This window comes from Streptomyces sp. NPDC004838 (genome assembly GCF_053600955.1).
In genome coordinates this window covers 17,552-33,553 of record NZ_JBSGAW010000026.1, presented here as the reverse complement: position 1 = coordinate 33,553, position 16,002 = coordinate 17,552, and the positions used below count along the sequence as shown (strand labels likewise).

15 protein-coding genes and 1 pseudogene are annotated in these 16,002 nt (G+C 71.7%); 5 read left to right on the top strand and 11 right to left on the bottom strand.

Translation table 11 applies throughout. The features are described from left to right. The first annotated feature begins 335 nt into the window (after window positions 1-335). Entirely contained in the window at window positions 336-935 is a 600-nt protein-coding gene (locus ACWEFL_RS26420) for a flavin reductase family protein (protein WP_451717015.1), read from the top strand. Between the two features lie 242 nt (window positions 936-1,177). On the opposite strand, the gene ACWEFL_RS26415 is transcribed toward ACWEFL_RS26420, so the two are convergent. From ACWEFL_RS26415 to ACWEFL_RS26395, 5 genes are all read right to left on the bottom strand, one after another. Then, entirely contained in the window at window positions 1,178-2,368 is a 1,191-nt protein-coding gene (locus ACWEFL_RS26415) for a YncE family protein (protein ID WP_451717013.1), read from the bottom strand. Next, on the bottom strand, window positions 2,365-2,964 hold the full coding sequence (locus ACWEFL_RS26410) for an ankyrin repeat domain-containing protein (protein ID WP_451717011.1): 600 nt from the start codon (window positions 2,962-2,964) through the stop codon (window positions 2,365-2,367). The genes ACWEFL_RS26415 and ACWEFL_RS26410 overlap by 4 nt, the downstream gene beginning before the upstream one ends. 401 nt (window positions 2,965-3,365) lie before the next feature. Next, entirely contained in the window at window positions 3,366-4,667 is a 1,302-nt protein-coding gene (locus tag ACWEFL_RS26405) for a GNAT family N-acetyltransferase (RefSeq protein WP_451717010.1), read from the bottom strand. Continuing rightward, the gene (gene rsgA / locus ACWEFL_RS26400) at window positions 4,664-5,758 is read right to left on the bottom strand and encodes a ribosome small subunit-dependent GTPase A (RefSeq protein WP_451717008.1); all 1,095 of its coding nucleotides are present in this window, start codon (window positions 5,756-5,758) and stop codon (window positions 4,664-4,666) included. Before rsgA ends, ACWEFL_RS26405 begins: the two co-directional genes overlap by 4 nt. 569 nt (window positions 5,759-6,327) lie before the next feature. Further along, entirely contained in the window at window positions 6,328-7,257 is a 930-nt protein-coding gene (locus ACWEFL_RS26395) for an NADP-dependent oxidoreductase (protein WP_451717007.1), read from the bottom strand. 50 nt (window positions 7,258-7,307) lie between these two features. Here ACWEFL_RS26395 and ACWEFL_RS26390 point away from each other — a divergent pair, with 50 nt between their 5' ends. Continuing rightward, a complete protein-coding gene (locus tag ACWEFL_RS26390; protein WP_451717005.1) occupies window positions 7,308-7,934 on the top strand; it encodes a TetR/AcrR family transcriptional regulator in 627 nt (208 codons plus the stop codon). A 162-nt stretch (window positions 7,935-8,096) separates the two neighbouring features. On the opposite strand, the gene arfB is transcribed toward ACWEFL_RS26390, so the two are convergent. Continuing rightward, window positions 8,097-8,525, bottom strand: coding sequence for an alternative ribosome rescue aminoacyl-tRNA hydrolase ArfB (gene arfB, locus ACWEFL_RS26385; RefSeq protein WP_451717003.1), 429 nt, complete (start codon window positions 8,523-8,525; stop codon window positions 8,097-8,099). A 235-nt stretch (window positions 8,526-8,760) separates the two neighbouring features. On the opposite strand from arfB, the gene ACWEFL_RS26380 reads away from it, so the two are divergent. Beyond that, a complete protein-coding gene (locus tag ACWEFL_RS26380) occupies window positions 8,761-9,336 on the top strand; it encodes a TerD family protein (RefSeq protein ID WP_451717001.1) in 576 nt (191 codons plus the stop codon). Window positions 9,337-9,656: 320 nt separating this feature from the next. Here the strand turns inward: ACWEFL_RS26380 and ACWEFL_RS26375 are convergent, their stop codons facing one another. Continuing rightward, complete coding sequence (locus ACWEFL_RS26375; RefSeq protein ID WP_451716999.1) at window positions 9,657-10,220, bottom strand: GNAT family N-acetyltransferase; 564 nt, start codon at window positions 10,218-10,220, stop codon at window positions 9,657-9,659. A gap of 647 nt (window positions 10,221-10,867) precedes the next feature. Here ACWEFL_RS26375 and ACWEFL_RS26370 point away from each other — a divergent pair. Further along, window positions 10,868-11,284 carry an ATP-binding protein gene (locus ACWEFL_RS26370; RefSeq protein ID WP_451716998.1) on the top strand — a complete coding sequence of 139 codons (417 nt, stop codon included), beginning with the start codon at window positions 10,868-10,870 and terminating at the stop codon, window positions 11,282-11,284. Between the two features lie 106 nt (window positions 11,285-11,390). Here the strand turns inward: ACWEFL_RS26370 and ACWEFL_RS26365 are convergent, their stop codons facing one another. From ACWEFL_RS26365 to ACWEFL_RS26350, 4 genes and pseudogenes are all read right to left on the bottom strand, one after another. After that, on the bottom strand, window positions 11,391-12,797 hold the full coding sequence (locus tag ACWEFL_RS26365) for a M1 family metallopeptidase (RefSeq protein ID WP_451716996.1): 1,407 nt from the start codon (window positions 12,795-12,797) through the stop codon (window positions 11,391-11,393). A 118-nt stretch (window positions 12,798-12,915) separates the two neighbouring features. After that, window positions 12,916-13,325: pseudogene (locus tag ACWEFL_RS26360) on the bottom strand (PIN domain-containing protein). Next, complete coding sequence (locus ACWEFL_RS26355; RefSeq protein ID WP_451716995.1) at window positions 13,322-13,597, bottom strand: type II toxin-antitoxin system VapB family antitoxin; 276 nt, start codon at window positions 13,595-13,597, stop codon at window positions 13,322-13,324. Before ACWEFL_RS26355 ends, ACWEFL_RS26360 begins: the two are co-directional and overlap by 4 nt. Window positions 13,598-13,776: 179 nt before the next feature. Next, window positions 13,777-14,334 (bottom strand): GlcG/HbpS family heme-binding protein, encoded by a 558-nt coding sequence (locus tag ACWEFL_RS26350; protein WP_451716993.1) that lies wholly within the window; start codon window positions 14,332-14,334, stop codon window positions 13,777-13,779. 192 nt (window positions 14,335-14,526) lie between these two features. On the opposite strand from ACWEFL_RS26350, the gene ACWEFL_RS26345 reads away from it, so the two are divergent. Beyond that, entirely contained in the window at window positions 14,527-15,999 is a 1,473-nt protein-coding gene (locus ACWEFL_RS26345; protein ID WP_451716991.1) for a sensor histidine kinase, read from the top strand. Window positions 16,000-16,002: the final 3 nt, after the last annotated feature.

Here is a 16,002-nt window from a genome sequence, read left to right as displayed (position 1 = left end):
TTCTGAACGCAAAGCGGAAAGTCGGGCGGGCGGGGAGGGGGCGCGGACGGGGAGCGCGCATGGGGCGTGTCGGGGTGGCGAGGGGTGCTGGCACGGTGGGGGTCGGGGGGTGCCGGGCGGCTGCCTCGACGACCGTCAAACGACTGTCGGGGCGGGTGCGGGTGCCCGCCGGGGGCCGGGGCGACGGGCCCGCCGGGGGCCGAACGGCAGGTGCGCCGGGTGGTTGCTCCTGGCCCGCGGACGACGGCGTGGGCGCGGCGGGCCGTGGGTCCTAGGACTATCGCCGCCCCTTTGGCCCGATGCGCCGGGAGGATCCCCACGGCTAGCGTGCCTGTGTGCTGCAGACGACGCCCTCACCTCGTTCCGGTCGCCCCCCTCGCTCGGATCATTCCGGTCATTCCGGCTCCGCTGTCTCGATCCCCCATGCTGAGGGGGTGAGCAACGAGGAATTCCGTGCCGCGATGTCCCGGCTGGCCGCGGGTGTCGTCCTGGTGACCGCGCACGACGAGGACGCGGGCCCTCGGGGCGAGGACGCCGGAATGACGGCCACCGCGTTCCTCTCGGTGTCCTTGGACCCGCCGCTGGTGATGGTCAGTCTGCGCAACGGCTCCCGTATGGACGATCTGCTGTCCGAGCAGCCGATGTGGGGGGTCTCGGTCCTGGCCGAGAGTCAGCGTCATGTCGCCGGCCGCTTCGCGATGAAGGGCCGGCTCAGCGACCGCCTTCTCTTCGAGGACATCCCCTATACAAGGGGCGAGGCGAGTGGCGCGCTCCTGGTCCGCGGCTCGCTGGCGACACTGGAGTGCCGCACCGAACAGCGTGTGCTCGCGGGTGACCACACGCTCGTGATCGGCCGGGTGCTGGAGGTGGGGCTCCCGAGCGCGGAGGGGGAACCGCTGACGTACTTCCGCGGCCGTTACCGCCAGTTGGGCTGACGGGGACGGCGGAGCACCGCCGGTCGGGCCGACGACCATGGCCGAGCACCACCCGTCGGGCCGACGACCACCACAGAGCACCACCCGTGGAGCCGCGCGCCCTGCCGGACCGCGCCCCGCCCGGCCGCGCACCCCAGGAATCCGCAGGCCCCTCGCACCGCCGGTCGGATGCCACGGCCGGTGGCCCGACGGATGGACCGACGGGTCGGCCACCGGGGGTGGATCGGCGGGGCCCACCCTGGCTACAGGACCGCGATGCCCAGCGGTCTCGCGCCTCCGGCCAGACGGCGCGTACCGCCGTCGTCGATGCCGACGACCGTGATCCCGTCCCAGTACCCGTCACGGGTGAAGCCGCCCGTGACGTACGCCGTGCGCCCGTCGGCGGAGACGGCGACGTCCTCGTGCGGCCCGTCGAGCGGTACGACGCGTTCCCGGCCGTCCTTGGTACGGATGGTCAGCGACGCGTCCTCGTCGCCCGAGCCGATCGGTCCGGTGCCGACCGCGAGAAGGGTCCCGTCGGGGGTGAGGAGCGCGCCGTGCTGGTGGGTGTCGGCGGTCATCCTCTCGATCGTGACCCGTCCGGTACGCGGATCGAGTACGGCCAGCCGCTCCCCCTCGAACGGCAGCAGCAGCCGCCCGTCCTCGCGCACGGCGGCGTAGTGCGGTTTGAGCCAGGAGCCGAGGCCGCCCTCGGTTCCGTATGGCGCGACCTCGAAGCGGCGGGCGGTGAGGCCATCGGCCCGGACCGCGGTCACGTCGAAGGAGTCGTGGTTCGTGGCGTACACCTCCGCGCCGTCGCGTGACACGTCGACGTCGAACGGCCGCCGCCCGACGGGGACGGTGTCGACGACCCGGCGGGCGGCGGTGTCGACGATCTCCAGCACACCGGGCCCGCCGGGGACGTTCACCCCTACATAGACGCGCTTCCCGTCGGGCGCGAGGGCGATGCCCATCCCGCCGCCCCGGTACTCGCCGTCGGTGACGGGCCCGGTCTCCGTGCGGTACGGGATACGGCCCAGGCTCTTCCGCGTACGGGTGTCGACCACCGCGACCCCTTCGGCGGTGGCGATCCAGGCCCGGCCGTCCTTCCCGACCGTGAGGCCGTAGGGCGCGGTCCCGACCCGGACGGAGGCGAAGGGCCCGCGCTCGGGATGGAGGAAGGTGACGGTGTCCCCGCCGAAGTCGGCGACGAGGAGGGTGCCGGAGGGAGTCGTACGGCCGGGGTCCGGGTCCACGGGCGCGGAGGCCGAGGGCCGCCCCGCCTCACGCGTGCCCTGCCCGGCGGCACGGCCCGAATCCGGTGCCGTGGCGCGGTCCGAATCCGGTACGGAGGCACTGCTCGCGTCCGGTGCCGTGGTGGGGCTCGCGTCCGCGCCGCAGCCGGCGAGGACGCCGAGCAGAACGGGCACCACGAGCAGCGCGCGGCGTTTCACCGGGCGTCCCGCAGCAGAGCGGCCATCTCCCGGAACCCACGGCGCTCGGCGTGCCGGAGCGGGGTGACGCCGTCGTTGTCGGCGATGGAGGGCGTGGCTCCGCAGGCCAGCAGGATCTCCACGATCTGCTGGTGGTCGCGCCCGCCGTCGCCGAGGATCACCGCCTCCAGCAGCGCGGTCCACCCCAGGTCGTTGACGTGGTTCACGTCGATATCGGTCTCGCTGAGCACGGCCCGTACGTACGCGACATGCCCGCGCTCACTGGCGGGGATCACCGAGACCCCGCCGAAGCGGTTGCGCAGGGCCACGTCCGGCCGCGCGGGCAGCAGCGCCCGCATCATCGCCACGCTGCCGGTCACCCCGGTGACCAGCCACGCGCTGTCCGCCCGGCCGTCCTGCGCGTCCGGGTCGGCGCCGGCGGCGACGAGCACGCGGGCGGCCTCGACATGGTCCCCGAGCGAGGCCAGCAACAGCGGCGTACGCGACTGTTCGTCCCGCGCCTCGATCTCCGCGCCGTCCGCCAGCGCGGCCCGTACCCCGTCGGCGTCCCCGGCGCGGGCGGCTTCCAGCAATCTGCTGTCGACGGCGCTGCTCATGGCTCACTCCCTGTGACTCGGCCCCGGACGGCGGCGGAGGCTCCCGACCGCACTTCCTCCAGCCTGCATCGCGGAGGCCCGCATACCGGTCCGCGTACCGGCCAGTCCGCGGAAGCAGGACGGATGACCCTTACATCATCCAATCGGCCGATGCGGGCGCTTCGCGCGGCCGTATCCGCTGTGTACACGTACTGCCGTGGCCGCGTGTACGCGTACTGCCGTGGCCGCGCAGCCCGCAGGAGGAAGCGGCCTCGGCCCCGGTGTGACCCCCGCCGTCCGACAGCCGCCGCGCCCTCCCGGACCATCCGGACCATCTGGGCCATCCGGGCCATCAGGGATCACGTGGCCCGGCAAGGGCTGTGGCGCCCCGCGGCACGAGCCCCGGGGCGCCACAGGAGGGGTCAGACGCCGAACGCGGCGGGGTACTGGATGGTGCCCGCCGGGACCGGGCTCGTGTCGTCCAGAGCCATGGCCATCATGGCCTCGTCAGGTACGTCGAAGGGGGCGCGGATGCCGAAACGGGAGGCCGGCGTGAAGCCGAACCGAGGGTAGTAACCGGCGTGTCCCAGGACGACGACGAGGTTCTCTCCCATGACCCGGGCGGCGGCCAAGGCGGCGCGGATGGCCGCGGAGCCGGCACCGGTGCGCTGGGCCGAGGGCAGTACCGCGCACGGGGCCAGGGCGAGGGCGGGTTGGCCGTCGACATGGCAGCGGGTGAGCAGCGCGTACCCCACCGGGGTGCCGTCGGGGGCCGCGGTGACCATCGACAGGCCGTCGATCCACGCCTTCGGGTCAGCGCGCAGGGCGTCGACGATGCCGGCCTCGGCGGCGGAGGGAAAGGCCGCGGTGAGGATGTCCCGGATGGCGGGGATGTCGTCGGCGGTTTCGGGGCGGGTGGTCCAGGTGGTCATGGTTCCGTTCTCAGGGGTGTCGTGGGGGTGGAGGAGGTAGGCGGCGTAGTTGTAGTCACTACCGTGTGCGCGCCGCATGTCGATCTCTGTCCGGTGTGCGGCCAGGGCCTCCGGCATGCCGGGCCGCCGCGGGTCCGCTCGGGCCATGCGCTGGGTGAGCGGCGTGTAGTACTCGTCCCACCAGTCGCTTTCCGGCAGCGTCCAGTGCGCGCCGAGGCGGTAGCCGGCGGCCTGCGCGGCGGCGGTGTTTGCGGCGTGGCTGCGCAGTGGGTAGGTCGCGTCCCAGTAGGCGCGCGCCGGGGCGGCGGGACTGGGCACGGTCCATTCGATTTCGGTGACGACGAGGACGCCGCCGGGGGCGAGCAGGCGATGCCAGGCGCGCAGGGCGACATCGAAGCCGACGGTGTATACGGACCCCTCGGCCCAGATGACGTCGAAGCTGTGATCGGGGACGGGCAGCCGGTCCATCGAGCAGTTGACGACCGTGACCCGGTCGCCCAGGCCCCGGCGGGCCGCCTCGGCGGCGAGGCCGTCCAGGAAGGGCTGGTGCAGGTCCACCGCGGTCACGTGCGCACCGGCTTCCTCCGCCAGCAGCAGGGTGGAGCGGCCGGGGCCGCAGCCCGCGTCCAGCACCCGCGGACGCTCGGGCAAGGGCCCGGCCGTCTCCAGCAGGCGCCGTGTGGTGGCGTCCGAGCCGGGGCCCTGCCGGGGCAGGTCGTGGTGCAGGGCGAGGAACGCGTCCGTCACCGGTTCGGCGCCAGGAGCGTGGTCGGGTGTGTCGGTGTCGTTCACTGCTGGCGCTCCCGGAACTGGTAGGTGGCCCGCAGGTGCCGCGTGATGTCCTTCTTGGCGGCCTCGCGGTCGGCGCGCAGCCGAGCGTCGGTACGGGAGTCGGCGTAGGCGTTCTCCCTCAGCAGCTGGCGGTAGCTGTCCAGGCGGCGCTGGGGAATCTCGCCTGCCTCGACGGCGGCCAGCACCGCGCAGCCGGGTTCGCTCACGTGTGCGCAGTCCGTGAACCGGCAGTCCTGTGCGAGGTGTTCGATCTCGGCGAAGGTCTGCTCCAGCCCGTCCTGGGCGTCGTGCAGGCCGATCGCGCGCAGACCGGGGGTGTCCAGCAGAACCCCGCCGCCGGGCAGCGGCAACAGCTCCCGCCATGCGGTGGTGTGCCGCCCCTTGCCGTCCACGTCGCGCACGGCGCCGGTCGCCAGCCGGTCCTCGCCCAGCAGTTGGTTACCCAGAGTGGACTTACCCGCTCCGGAGGGGCCCAGCAGCACGATGGTGCCGTTCAGGACGGCCGTCAGGGTGTCCAGGCCCAGCCCGGTCACGGCGCTGGTGACCAGCACGTCCGTGCCCGGTGCCACCTCGGACACCTCGGCAGCGGCCAGCTGCGCGTCGGCACACTGGTCGGCCTTGGTGAGCACCACGACCGGCTGGGCACCGCTCTCCCAGGCCAGGGCGAGCATGCGTTCGGTCCTGCCGTGCTTCAGCGGGGCACCCAGCGACACCGTCACCACGACCGTGTCGACGTTGGCGGCCAGGACCTGGCCACGGGAGGTACGCGAAGCGGTGGATCGCACCAGGGCGGTGCGCCGCTCCAGTACCGCGTCCAGCACCGGTCCGTGATGGGTGGTGGCAGGACGCAGGGCCGCCCAGTCGCCCGTGCACGGCGACAGCGGATTCCTCTGATCGGCGGCACCGGGGACCTCCGCGCGGAGGATTCCGGTGTCGGTGACTGCTTGGCACGAGCCGCGTTCGGCTCGCACGACGCGGGCCGGGATCAGGCCGGCATCGCGATGGGGCGCGAAGGCGTGCTCACACGCCTCGTCCCAGCCGTAGTCCGCCAGGGAGTACGGCTGATCATGGTGGAAAGTAGATTGAGACAACGTAGAGACCCTTGAACAAGGACCCCGTCGAGCGCGAAGCTCCGCCCCCGTGAGCCGTCGGGCTTGGGAGGGGGTGAACGTCAGGTCAGACCGGGGCCCGGGACGTGAGGATGGTCCGGCGGGCACTGCACACGGCAGTGGCCTTGACGGCAGACATCAACCTCACCTCCCACTTCTGGTCCCGCAGTCGACCCGGTTGTCTCTGCGCCACCAACGCTAGCACGCCCGTTCCCGGGCGTCGTCCGACGCCGGGGAACGGAGGGCGTCGGTGCACGGGGGCTCAACTCCCGCGGGGGGCGGCGGGGGTCGCGCTCTGCGACGTGCCGGGCGACCGTGTCAGGCAACGTTCGCGCTGTCGACGACCTCGCGGAGCGGCCGGTCGTCGGCGGCGTGCCTGCTCCGCGGGCGCGGACTCGTTCTGACGGCCGGACAGCCCGACGACAACGCGCTGCCCGGACCAACGTCCGAACAGCGCGTCACGTCACCACGGGACCAGGGCCTCGCAGATGCGACGCCAGAGGGTCGCCAGAAGCTCGCCAAAAGGTCGCCAGAGGGTCGCCAGAAGGTCGCTAGAGGGTAAGGACGATCTTTCCCCGGGCGTGGCCGGTCTCGCTCAACTCGTGTGCCGCGGCCGCGTTCTCGATGGTGAAGGCGGCCGCGACCGGGACGGTGAAGCGGCCCTGTCGCGCGAGGGCGGCGGCCGCGGCGAGTCCTTCGAGCGCCTGCGGGTCCGCTCCGGGGCCCGCCGAGCGTGAGAGGTGGACTCCGTACTCGGCGGCGTTCATGTCGGCGATGGTCACCACCCGGTCCGGGCTACCGGTGAGCTCCACCAGATCGGGCAGCGAGCCGGATCCGGCGCAGTCCAGGACGGCGTCGACTCCCTCCGGCGCGAGGGCGGCGACCCGCTCACCCAGCCCGGTGCCGTAGGCGGTCGGTGCCGCCCCCAGCCCCGCGACGAACTCGTGGTTGCGTGCGCCGGCCGTACCGATGACGGTCGCGCCGCGGGCCACCGCGAGTTGGACGGCGACCGTGCCGACCCCGCCGGCCGCGCCCTCGATCAGCAGGGTCGTGCCGGTGCCGACCTTCAGCCGGTCGAGCACGCGCGTGGCGGTCTCGATGTTCCCGGCCGCGCCGCCGGCCTGCTCCCAGCTCAGCGCGTCCGGCTTCGGCGCCCAGGCGGCCAGGACGGCGTACTCGGCGCTCGCGCCCCCGAGTTCCGCGACATCGACGATGCCGAAGACCTCATCGCCCCGCCGGACACCGGTGACTCCTGTGCCGACCTCGTCGACCACACCTGCCGCGTCCATGCCGAGCACATGGGGCAGGCGCAGCGGCGCCATGTCGCGGAACCGGCCCGAGCGCAGATAACAGTCGGCGGGAGTGAGGCCCGAGGCCCGTACGGCCACCCGGATCCGGCCCGGCCCCGCATGTGGTTCCGGTACGTCGGCGACCTCAAGAACGCTTGTCGGACCGTACTCGGCGAATGTCAGTGCTCTCATGGCGCCGGACGCTACTGGAACACCCCGTCCGTTTAGCTAAAGTGAGAGCGGTGACGAACCGATTGCCTCACTCCCAGCGCTCCGACGCACGGGACAACCGCGAGCGCATCCTCGCAGTGGCCCGCACAGCCTTCGCCGAGCACGGGCTGGACGTGGCGATGCGCGAGATCGCGCGGCGTGCCGGGGTCGGCCCCGCGACCGTCTACCGGCATTTTCCGACCAAGGAGGCGCTGGTCACCGAGGTCTTCACCGAGCAGATGGCGGCCTGCGCCGCTGTCGTCGATGACGGGCTGGCCGATCCGGACCCATGGCACGGCTTCTGCCGGATGATCGAGAAGCTCTGTGAAATGCACGCACAGGACCGGGGTTTCACCGCGGCGTTCGTCTCGGCCTTCCCGCGCGCGATCGACTTCGCCGTGGACCGGGATCGGGCACTCGGCAATGCCGCCGAACTCGCCCGCCGGGCCAAGGCGGCGGGCAAGCTGCGCCCGGACTTCGTCCTGGAGGACCTGATCATGGTGCTCATGGCCAACGGTGGCATCCGGACCACAGCACCGGCCGCGGCGGTGGCCGCCTCCCGGCGTTTCGCCGCGCTGCTGATCCAGAGCATGCAGGCCGAGCCGGCCATCCGGCCGCTGCCCCCGGCGGTCCGGCTGCCGCTGACGGCTGTGCTGTAGCGGCGGATCAGACAGCGTGCGCTCCCGGGACGTGCGCGTACGCGGAGTCATCCACGGCAGGCCCAGGGGACGGCAGGCCCAGGGGATCGCGTCGCGCCCGCACACTGCACGCCGCATGCTCAGGGTCACCGGAATGCGGCACACCCTGTGCGCGTCGGGACGTCAGCCCCAGTCCTGTCCCGACCGGCCCCGCTTCGTCTCCGCGCGCTGTTTCTTCTGCCGCAGTCTGCGTTCGTTGATGCCGCGCGGGATACGGGTGGGGCGGCGCGGCTTCGGCGGCGGAGCCGTCGCCTCGGCGAGGAGGGCGGCGAGACGGACCGCCGCCGTCTCACGGTTGCGCCACTGGGAGCGGTGCTCGGACGCGCGGACGGCGATCACGCCGCCGACGAGCCGGTCGGCGAGCCGCTCAAGGGCCCGTTCCTTCCAGACCGTGGGCAGGGATTCCGTCGCGGCGAGATCGAAACGCAGCTCGACCCTGGAGTCGCTGGTGTTGACGTGCTGGCCGCCGGGCCCCGACGACCTGGAGAAACGCCAGATCAGCTCGGCCTCCGGGAGGGAGACCGAACCGCGGATGACATAGGGCCCGGACATGGGTCCATGCTCCCCTGCCGAGCCCGCTCGCGCCATCACGTTTTCAACGGTCCGCGGACCGGCCGGCTTCGGCATCACCCCCACGCCGCTCCGGGGATGCACGAAGAACGGAAAGAAGAACAGAAAATCGCAGGGAACCTGCTGATCCCTTGCCTGCGTTATGAGGGGTAACGGTAGCTTCGGAAGAGCTCAAGTACACAGACTCAACCACGAAGACGACAAAGGGGACATCCCAATGGCAGTAAGCCTTTCCAAGGGCGGCAACGTCTCGCTGACCAAGGAGGCACCGGGCCTGACCGCCGTCACGGTCGGCCTCGGCTGGGACGTCCGTACCACCACCGGCACCGACTTCGACCTCGACGCCTCCGCGATCGGGGTGAACGCCTCGGGCAGGGTCTCCTCCGACGCGTACTTCGTCTTCTTCAACAACAAGTCGACGCCGGACCAGAGCATCGTGCACACCGGTGACAACCGCACCGGCGAGGGCGGTGGCGACGACGAGCAGATCAACGTCAACCTGGCCGGGCTGCCCGCCGACATCGACAAGATCGTCTTCCCGGTCTCGATCTACGACGCCGTCACCCGCTCGCAGAACTTCGGCATGGTGCGCAACGCGTACATCCGGATCCTGAACCAGGCGGGCGGCGCCGAGATCGCGCGCTACGACCTGAGCGAGGACGCGGCGGTCGAGACCGCGATGGTCTTCGGCGAGCTGTACCGCAACGGCGCGGAGTGGAAGTTCCGCGCCGTGGGGCAGGGGTACGCGGCGGGGCTGGACGGCATCGCCCGCGACTTCGGCGTCAACCTCTGACGGACCACTGACAGATCACTGACAGATCGCTGTCGGTCCTGACGGATCCTCACCGATCCCGGATGGATCCCTGACCGATCGCAGGCCGCGAGAGCCCCCGCCCGTCCGACCGGAACTCGTCGGCGGATTCCAGGGGGCGTTGCCACACGTGGTCGGTTTGGTCAGGACGCGAGGAGTTTACGCAGGCGCTCGGTTGGGGTTTCCCAGCCGGGCGTTTTGCGTGGGCGACCGTTGAGTCCGGACAGTGATTCCTTCCGAGATGATGGAGCCCCTCGCGCTTCCGGAAGGGCTCGACGTGTCGGTCACCGCCTTGTAGACGGTTAAGAGGACACAGCCTTCCCGGGCCGCTCCAGAGGAAGCTCCGCGAGCATGACCGCGTACACCGGGGAGTCGGGGAAGGGCTGGCGCTCGCCGACCTTCCGGAAGCCCCAAGTCTCGTACAGGGCCTGCACGCGGGGGTGGTCGGTGTCGACCAGGAGGACGACCAGGTCCTCATCACGCCCATCCAGAAGCGCCCAGGTGACCAGCTCCGCCGTGCCCGTCTTCCGGTACCGAGTCCGGACGGCCAGCTCGGAGTACGAGAAGGTCCGGTGCTCCGCCGGAGTCTCCTTCAGGTGCTCGCGCCACCACTCCCGGTAGGGCGTGGAGGGAGCCCCGTAAGCGAAGGCCGCCGGCGCCTCACCGTCGAAGGCGATCACGCAATCGAAGCCGTGGTTGCCGCCCCAGTGATCCACGAACCAGGGAAAACGCTGGTTGAACTCGGCGTCCATGGCGTCCGCGTAGGCGTCCGCGTGGATGTCGATCAGGGCCTGGCGGATCTCGGGGAGGTCCTCGTGGGTGAAGCGACGGACCACCAGTTCGGCGACGTTCAAGCTCGGCTCCATTCGGCGCGGTAGCGGTCTCCCCACTCTTGTGCGACCGCCGCGTCCGGCGCAAGGGTGATCAAGTCGCGGTAGAAATCCCCGAGGCGGGACCGCATCCGGCCCGGCATCGGGGAGCCCGACATCAGCTCGAAGGCTCTGGACGCGGTGGCACACGCCTGGTCGATGTCACGCTGGTGAAGCTGGGCAAGGGCGAGCCGCGTCGTGGCCAGGGCCCGGTTTCTGCGGAACTGTTCGGGTATCGAGGAGAGTGCCTGGTGAGACGCCGCCTCCGCGTCCGCGTGGTCCCCGATCCGGTCCCGGACGATAGCGGTGACGGCCGTCAGCTCGGGGAGGCCGTAGAAAGCCGTCCAGCTCGGCCGGGGCCGGTCCGTCTCCGCCTTGACCAGGGCCTCCTGGGCGTACCCCAGGGAGCGCAGGGCGGCCTGACGATCGCCGAGTCTTGAGTGGCCGACGGCCGTACGGGCATGGGCCAGGGAGGCGAAGAGCGGGTCCCTTTTCGTGAGGGATTCGCGAGTTTTCCGGTCGGGCCGGACACATGCACCCGGAACTCTTCCTCCTGTCGTGTCCGGGGCGGCCGTTCACTGGGGCGAGGCCGTAACCCCCTCGGGGGAGACCGCGAGCCGTCCACACACCGCACCGAGGTCCTGATGACTGTCACGTCCCGCCCGACAGGGCATCCCGGATACTCCCAGACGCTCCCGCGCACGCCGGAGAGCGCCGCCGTGGCCCGCAGGCTCGTCCGTACCGCGCTGGCCGCCTGGGATCTGGAGGAACTGATCGAGAATGCCACGCTGGTGGTCACCGAGCTGGTGTCCAACGCGGTCGACCACAGTCGCTTTCCCTCGATCCGCGTGATGGTGTCCCGGCTCCCGGAGAACGGTGCCCGTGTGGGCGTGGTCGACCGCTCCCAGACGGTTCCGCGGTTGAGGACGGACTCCCATGGTGACCAGGTCCGGGGCCGGGGACTCCTCTTGGTCGACGCGCTCACCGAGCAGTGGGGCACAGAGCGGTACCAGTGGGGGAAGCAGGTCTGGGGCGAGCTGAAATCCGAGAAGTCCACCTGACGACGTGGCCCACCCGCATGGCCACAGGGCCCGCCTCATGGCCAGGGCCCGCGTCACGACCAGGGCTCCCCGACGACCAGGGCCCACCCGACGACCCGCGCCCGTCTCACGGCCGGGACGGCTTGTCCTTGCCGTACAGCCAGGTCTGCCACACCGGGTCCAGGTCCTTGCCCGACACCTTCTCGGCGTACGCGGTGAAGTCGCCGGTCGACGCGTTGCCGTGCCGGTGCTCCGTCGCCCACCCCCGCAGGATCCGGGAGAACGTCTCGTCCCCCACCGTCTTCCGTACCTGATGCAGGACCATCGCGCCCCGCCCGTACACCGGCGGGTCGGAGATCTCCTTCGCGGAGGGCGGATCGGCGGGCGGGAAGGCCCAGTTGGCGCTGCCGGCGAACGCCTCCTCGTAACGCTCCCGTACCGGGGCTCCGCCGGTGTCCTGCGACCACATCCACTCGGCGTAGGTGGCGAACCCCTCGTTCAGCCACATGTCCTTCCAGGTCCTGGGCGTCACGGAGTTGCCGTACCACTGGTGCGCGATCTCATGGACGAGGGTCGCGACGTCGAACTGACCTGCCGGGATGACGGGCCGGTTCTGGGTCTCCAGGGCGTACTCGACCGCGCCGTCCCGGACGGCGATCGCGCCGATGGAGGAGAAGGGATACGGGCCGAATTTCGCCGTCGCCCACGTCATGATCTCGGGGATACGGGCGGACACGGCCGCGGTGTCCGCCGCTGCGGGATCGGTGGCGGTCAGCACCGGCAGTCCGGCCGGAGTACGGGACGACGTCATCTCGTACGGGCCGATCGCGAGCGTCGCGAGATAAGACGCCATCGGCTCGGGCGTCCGCCATACGAAGGTGGTGCGCCCGCCGGTCGTGGTCTCCCGCGCGAGTTCGCCGTTGGAGACCGCCTTCAGCCCCTTGGGTACGGTGATCGCGAGGTCGTACGCGGCCTTGTCGCTCGGGTGGTTGTTGCCCGGGAACCACGCCATCGACCCCGCCGGCTCACCGACCGCCAGCGAGCCGCCCCCTGACGTCAGCCAGCCCTCCTTCGCCCCGTCGGGATCGGTGATGGTGCGCGGGCTGCCGGAGTAGCGGACGACGGTACGGAAGTTCCGGCCCTCGGCGAGATCGCGGCGGGGGCGCACGGTCACTTCGTGGCCCGCCTGGTTGACGGCGGCCGGATCGCCGTCGACGGTGACGTCCCGCACGGTCATCCGGTGCAGATCGAGATTGAAGGCGCTGAGGTCCTGCGTGGCGCGGGCGAGGATCTCGGCGGTGCCGCCGAGTTCGCCGGTCCCCGGTTCGTATTCGAGGGTCAGGCGGTAGTGCCGTACGTCGTATCCGCCGTTGCCCAGCTTGGGGAAGAGCGGGTCCCGTACGCCCGCGCTCCCCGGTCTCCCGTCCCCGCCGCGCCCGCCCCCGTCCGTACACCCGGACAGCGGGACCAGGAGCAGGAGCAGGAGCAGGGCGAGGGCGGGGGCCAGGGCGCGCGAGCGGGAGGGCCGGGGCATGCGCTGATCCTAGGCGCGGGGCGGCGCGGGGGCGGGGAGCGAAGGCATCGGCACGGGTGAAGGCCCGGAGCCCAGGGGCGGTGCCGGGGCATGGATCCAAGGCCCCGGAAGGGCCGGGTCAGACGATGTCGTGGACGCGGTGTTCGCTCAGATCAGCCGCGTGCCGGGCGACGGCACGGTAGTCGGCGTCGTCGTGCAGAACGGTCAGGCCATGGTAGGCAGCGGTAGCGGCGATGATGAGATCCACCGCCGAGGCGCTGCGATGCTCTCCCGCTCGGGCCATACGATGCTGGACCGCCCGATCCAGCGGCCCGCGTTCTTCGGCACGGACACATCGGGGTAGAGGTCCGTGAACATCTCCACGATCTCGTCGTACTCCCGTTGGTTCCGGGCACTGTGGAGGAACTCGGTGCGCTGGGGGTAGCACGACGACATGGCCCCGGCGTCGACGGCGTCGTACCAAGCCGACTGGAGTTTGGAGTCGCTGAGCAACCGCACAAGACCGGAGGTGTCGAGCAGATAGATCACCGGCCGCGCTTCTCCGCCCGGTGCAGCAGTTCGGCGTCCTCGACCGCACCCCACTCGCGCGCGCGCTCGAAGTGGCGGCTGATCCGCGCCGCGCGCTCCTGCCGCTCCGCGTAGAAACGGAGGGCGAGATTGACCGCTTCCTTCTTGGTCCGGACATTCGACAGAGCCATGACACGTTCCAGGGCCTCGTCATCGATATCGATCTGCGTCACCGCCATGCCGCATTCACCCCTGCCCGCCTCCGCATAGACAATGTGCATAGAGATATACATCAGCAACATCATGGTGAGGTGCTGGCCGGAAGCCCAGGGATCGTCCCAGGGCCTGTGAGGGCCGCGCCTGCCGAGAGAAGCCCTCCCCCTGACGAGCGCGGGCGTACCCCGGCGGCGGGTGGGGCCGCCGCCGGGGCGGTGTGGTCGGTGCGTGGGGCCAAGGCGGCGCGAAGGGCGCGTCAGCGCGTGAGCGTCGCGACGCCCGCCCTCGCGAACTCCTCGTCCTGCGCGCCGCTCGGCGCGCCGGCGACGCCGATGCCCGCGATCGGGGCGCCCTTCGACTGGACGGGCGCGCCGCCCGCGAGGAAGAGCGTGCCGGGGATGTCCTTCAGGGTGGGGGTGCTCTCGAGGCGCTTGACCAGCTCGGAGGTGGGGGCGTTCCAGGAGACCGCGGTGAACGCCTTCTGTTCGGCCGACTCGTACGACTGCGGGCCGGCGCCGTTGCCGCGCAGGGTCACGATGGTGTTGCCGTTGCGGTCGACGACGGCGACGGTGACCCGCTGGCCCGCCCGCTCGGCCGCGTCCAGCGTCGCCTGCGCGGCCTTCGTCGCGGCGTCGATCGTCAGGTGCGTCGTCTGCTGGAGGTTCCGGTTCGAGGCGTCCGTCCGCTCCGAGGCGCGCGTTTCGGCGGCGGGGGCGGAAGCGCTGGCGGATACGGCTCCGAAGGTGCCCGCGCTGAGTGCGGCCGCGGCGACAGCACCAGTGATGACGCGGGTGCGGATCGACATCTTCTTCATGATCGTTGGCTCCTGTGTGCTGTGGGGCTCGGTACCTTCCGCCATCGATCCTCGGGCCGGGTCCGGGGCCCGGCCGTCGGCGTACCGGCTGCTCCACGCAGGCATCATGGATGACGTCCGGGTCGGCCGATCGGTTGATGCGGTCGCGGTCCCACCGGGTCACCATGCGGAAGAAGACCCAGCTCAGGAGAGATGACGATGTTCCACCGAGGGCGCGCGCCCGCCGCGCGGGGCGGCCGGGCCGGGGACCGTACGGCACGGGACGACGCCCGGACCGCGCGCGCGGCCGCGCCCGGCACCCACGCGGGAGCGGACGCGCGCCCCGGCGGGTACGCCCGCGCCCTCGGCGGCTCGGCGCGTTACGCCCGAGGAGGCGCGGACCACGACACCCGGTGGCTCGACGCGCTCATGAACATCGCGTTCCTCGCCCTCCTCGGCGGGGCCCTCCTGCGCTATGTGATCAAGCACTCCGACAGTCCGCGGCTGCCCTGGGTGATCGGGCTGAGCATCGCCCTGGCCGCGCTCCAGCTCGGCGGCCACCGCCTCGTCCGGTACGTGCGGGAACGGTACGTACGCCACCGGTACGCAGAGCACTCGGGCACACGGGACGGTCACTCACAGGACCGGCGCACGCGGGACGGACAGGCACCGGACCGGAGCGAACTCGTCCGGCTCGGGCTCGTCGTCGGCTGCTGGGTGGTGGTCGTCCTGCTCGCGCCCAGCTTCGCCTGGTGCGCGGTCCCCCTGATCTACACGGGGCTGCGGTCCCTGCCCACGCGCGCCGCCGTCGCCCTCGTCGCCGTACTCTGCGTGCTCGTCGTGATGGCGGAGTGGCGGCTGCGGCAGGGCGTGGACCCGAACATGTTCCTGCTGCCGCCCGCCGTCGCCGTACTCGCCACGGCCGTCTTCCTCCATATGCGCCGCCAGGCCGACCGGCTCCAAGCCCTGATAGACGACCTGATCCGGACGCGCCGCGAGCTGGCCGCCACCGAACGCCGTGAGGGCACGCTCGCCGAGCGCCAGCGGCTGTCCATGGAGATCCACGACACCCTCGCGCAGAGCCTGTCCAGTCAGCAGATGCTGCTCCAGGCGGCCGAACGGACCTGGGAGAGCGATCCGGCGACCGCCCGCGGCCATGTGCTGACCGCCGAGTCCATCGCCGAGCGCAGCCTCGCCGAGGCCCGGCGCTTCGTCCACGACCTCGCCCCGGCCGAGCTGGCGGCGGGCGGGGGCCTGGCCGAAGCCCTGCGCACGCTGGCCGAGCGGGAGACCGCCGGCGCGTCCGGCGGGCTGCGGGTCCGGTTCCTCGTGGACGGTACGCCCGGCCCGCTGCCCGACCGCGTGCAGTCGGCGCTGCTGCGGATCGCGCAGGGCGCTCTGGCGAACGTACGCGAGCACTCCGACGCGGCCACCGCGGCGCTCACCCTCAGCCATCTGGACGACCAGGTGGTCCTCGACATCGCCGACGACGGCCGGGGGTTCGCACCGGCGGACGTGCTGGACGCGCCGCAGGGCCCGCGCGGTCACGGGCTCGCCGCGATGCGGGCACGGCTGCGGCAGCTCGGCGGCACCCTGACGATCGAGTCCGCGCCGGGAGAGGGCTCCGTCGTCTCCGCCGCGGTTCCCCTGGAACCTCCCCTGGAACCTCCCCTGGAGCGGGTATGACCC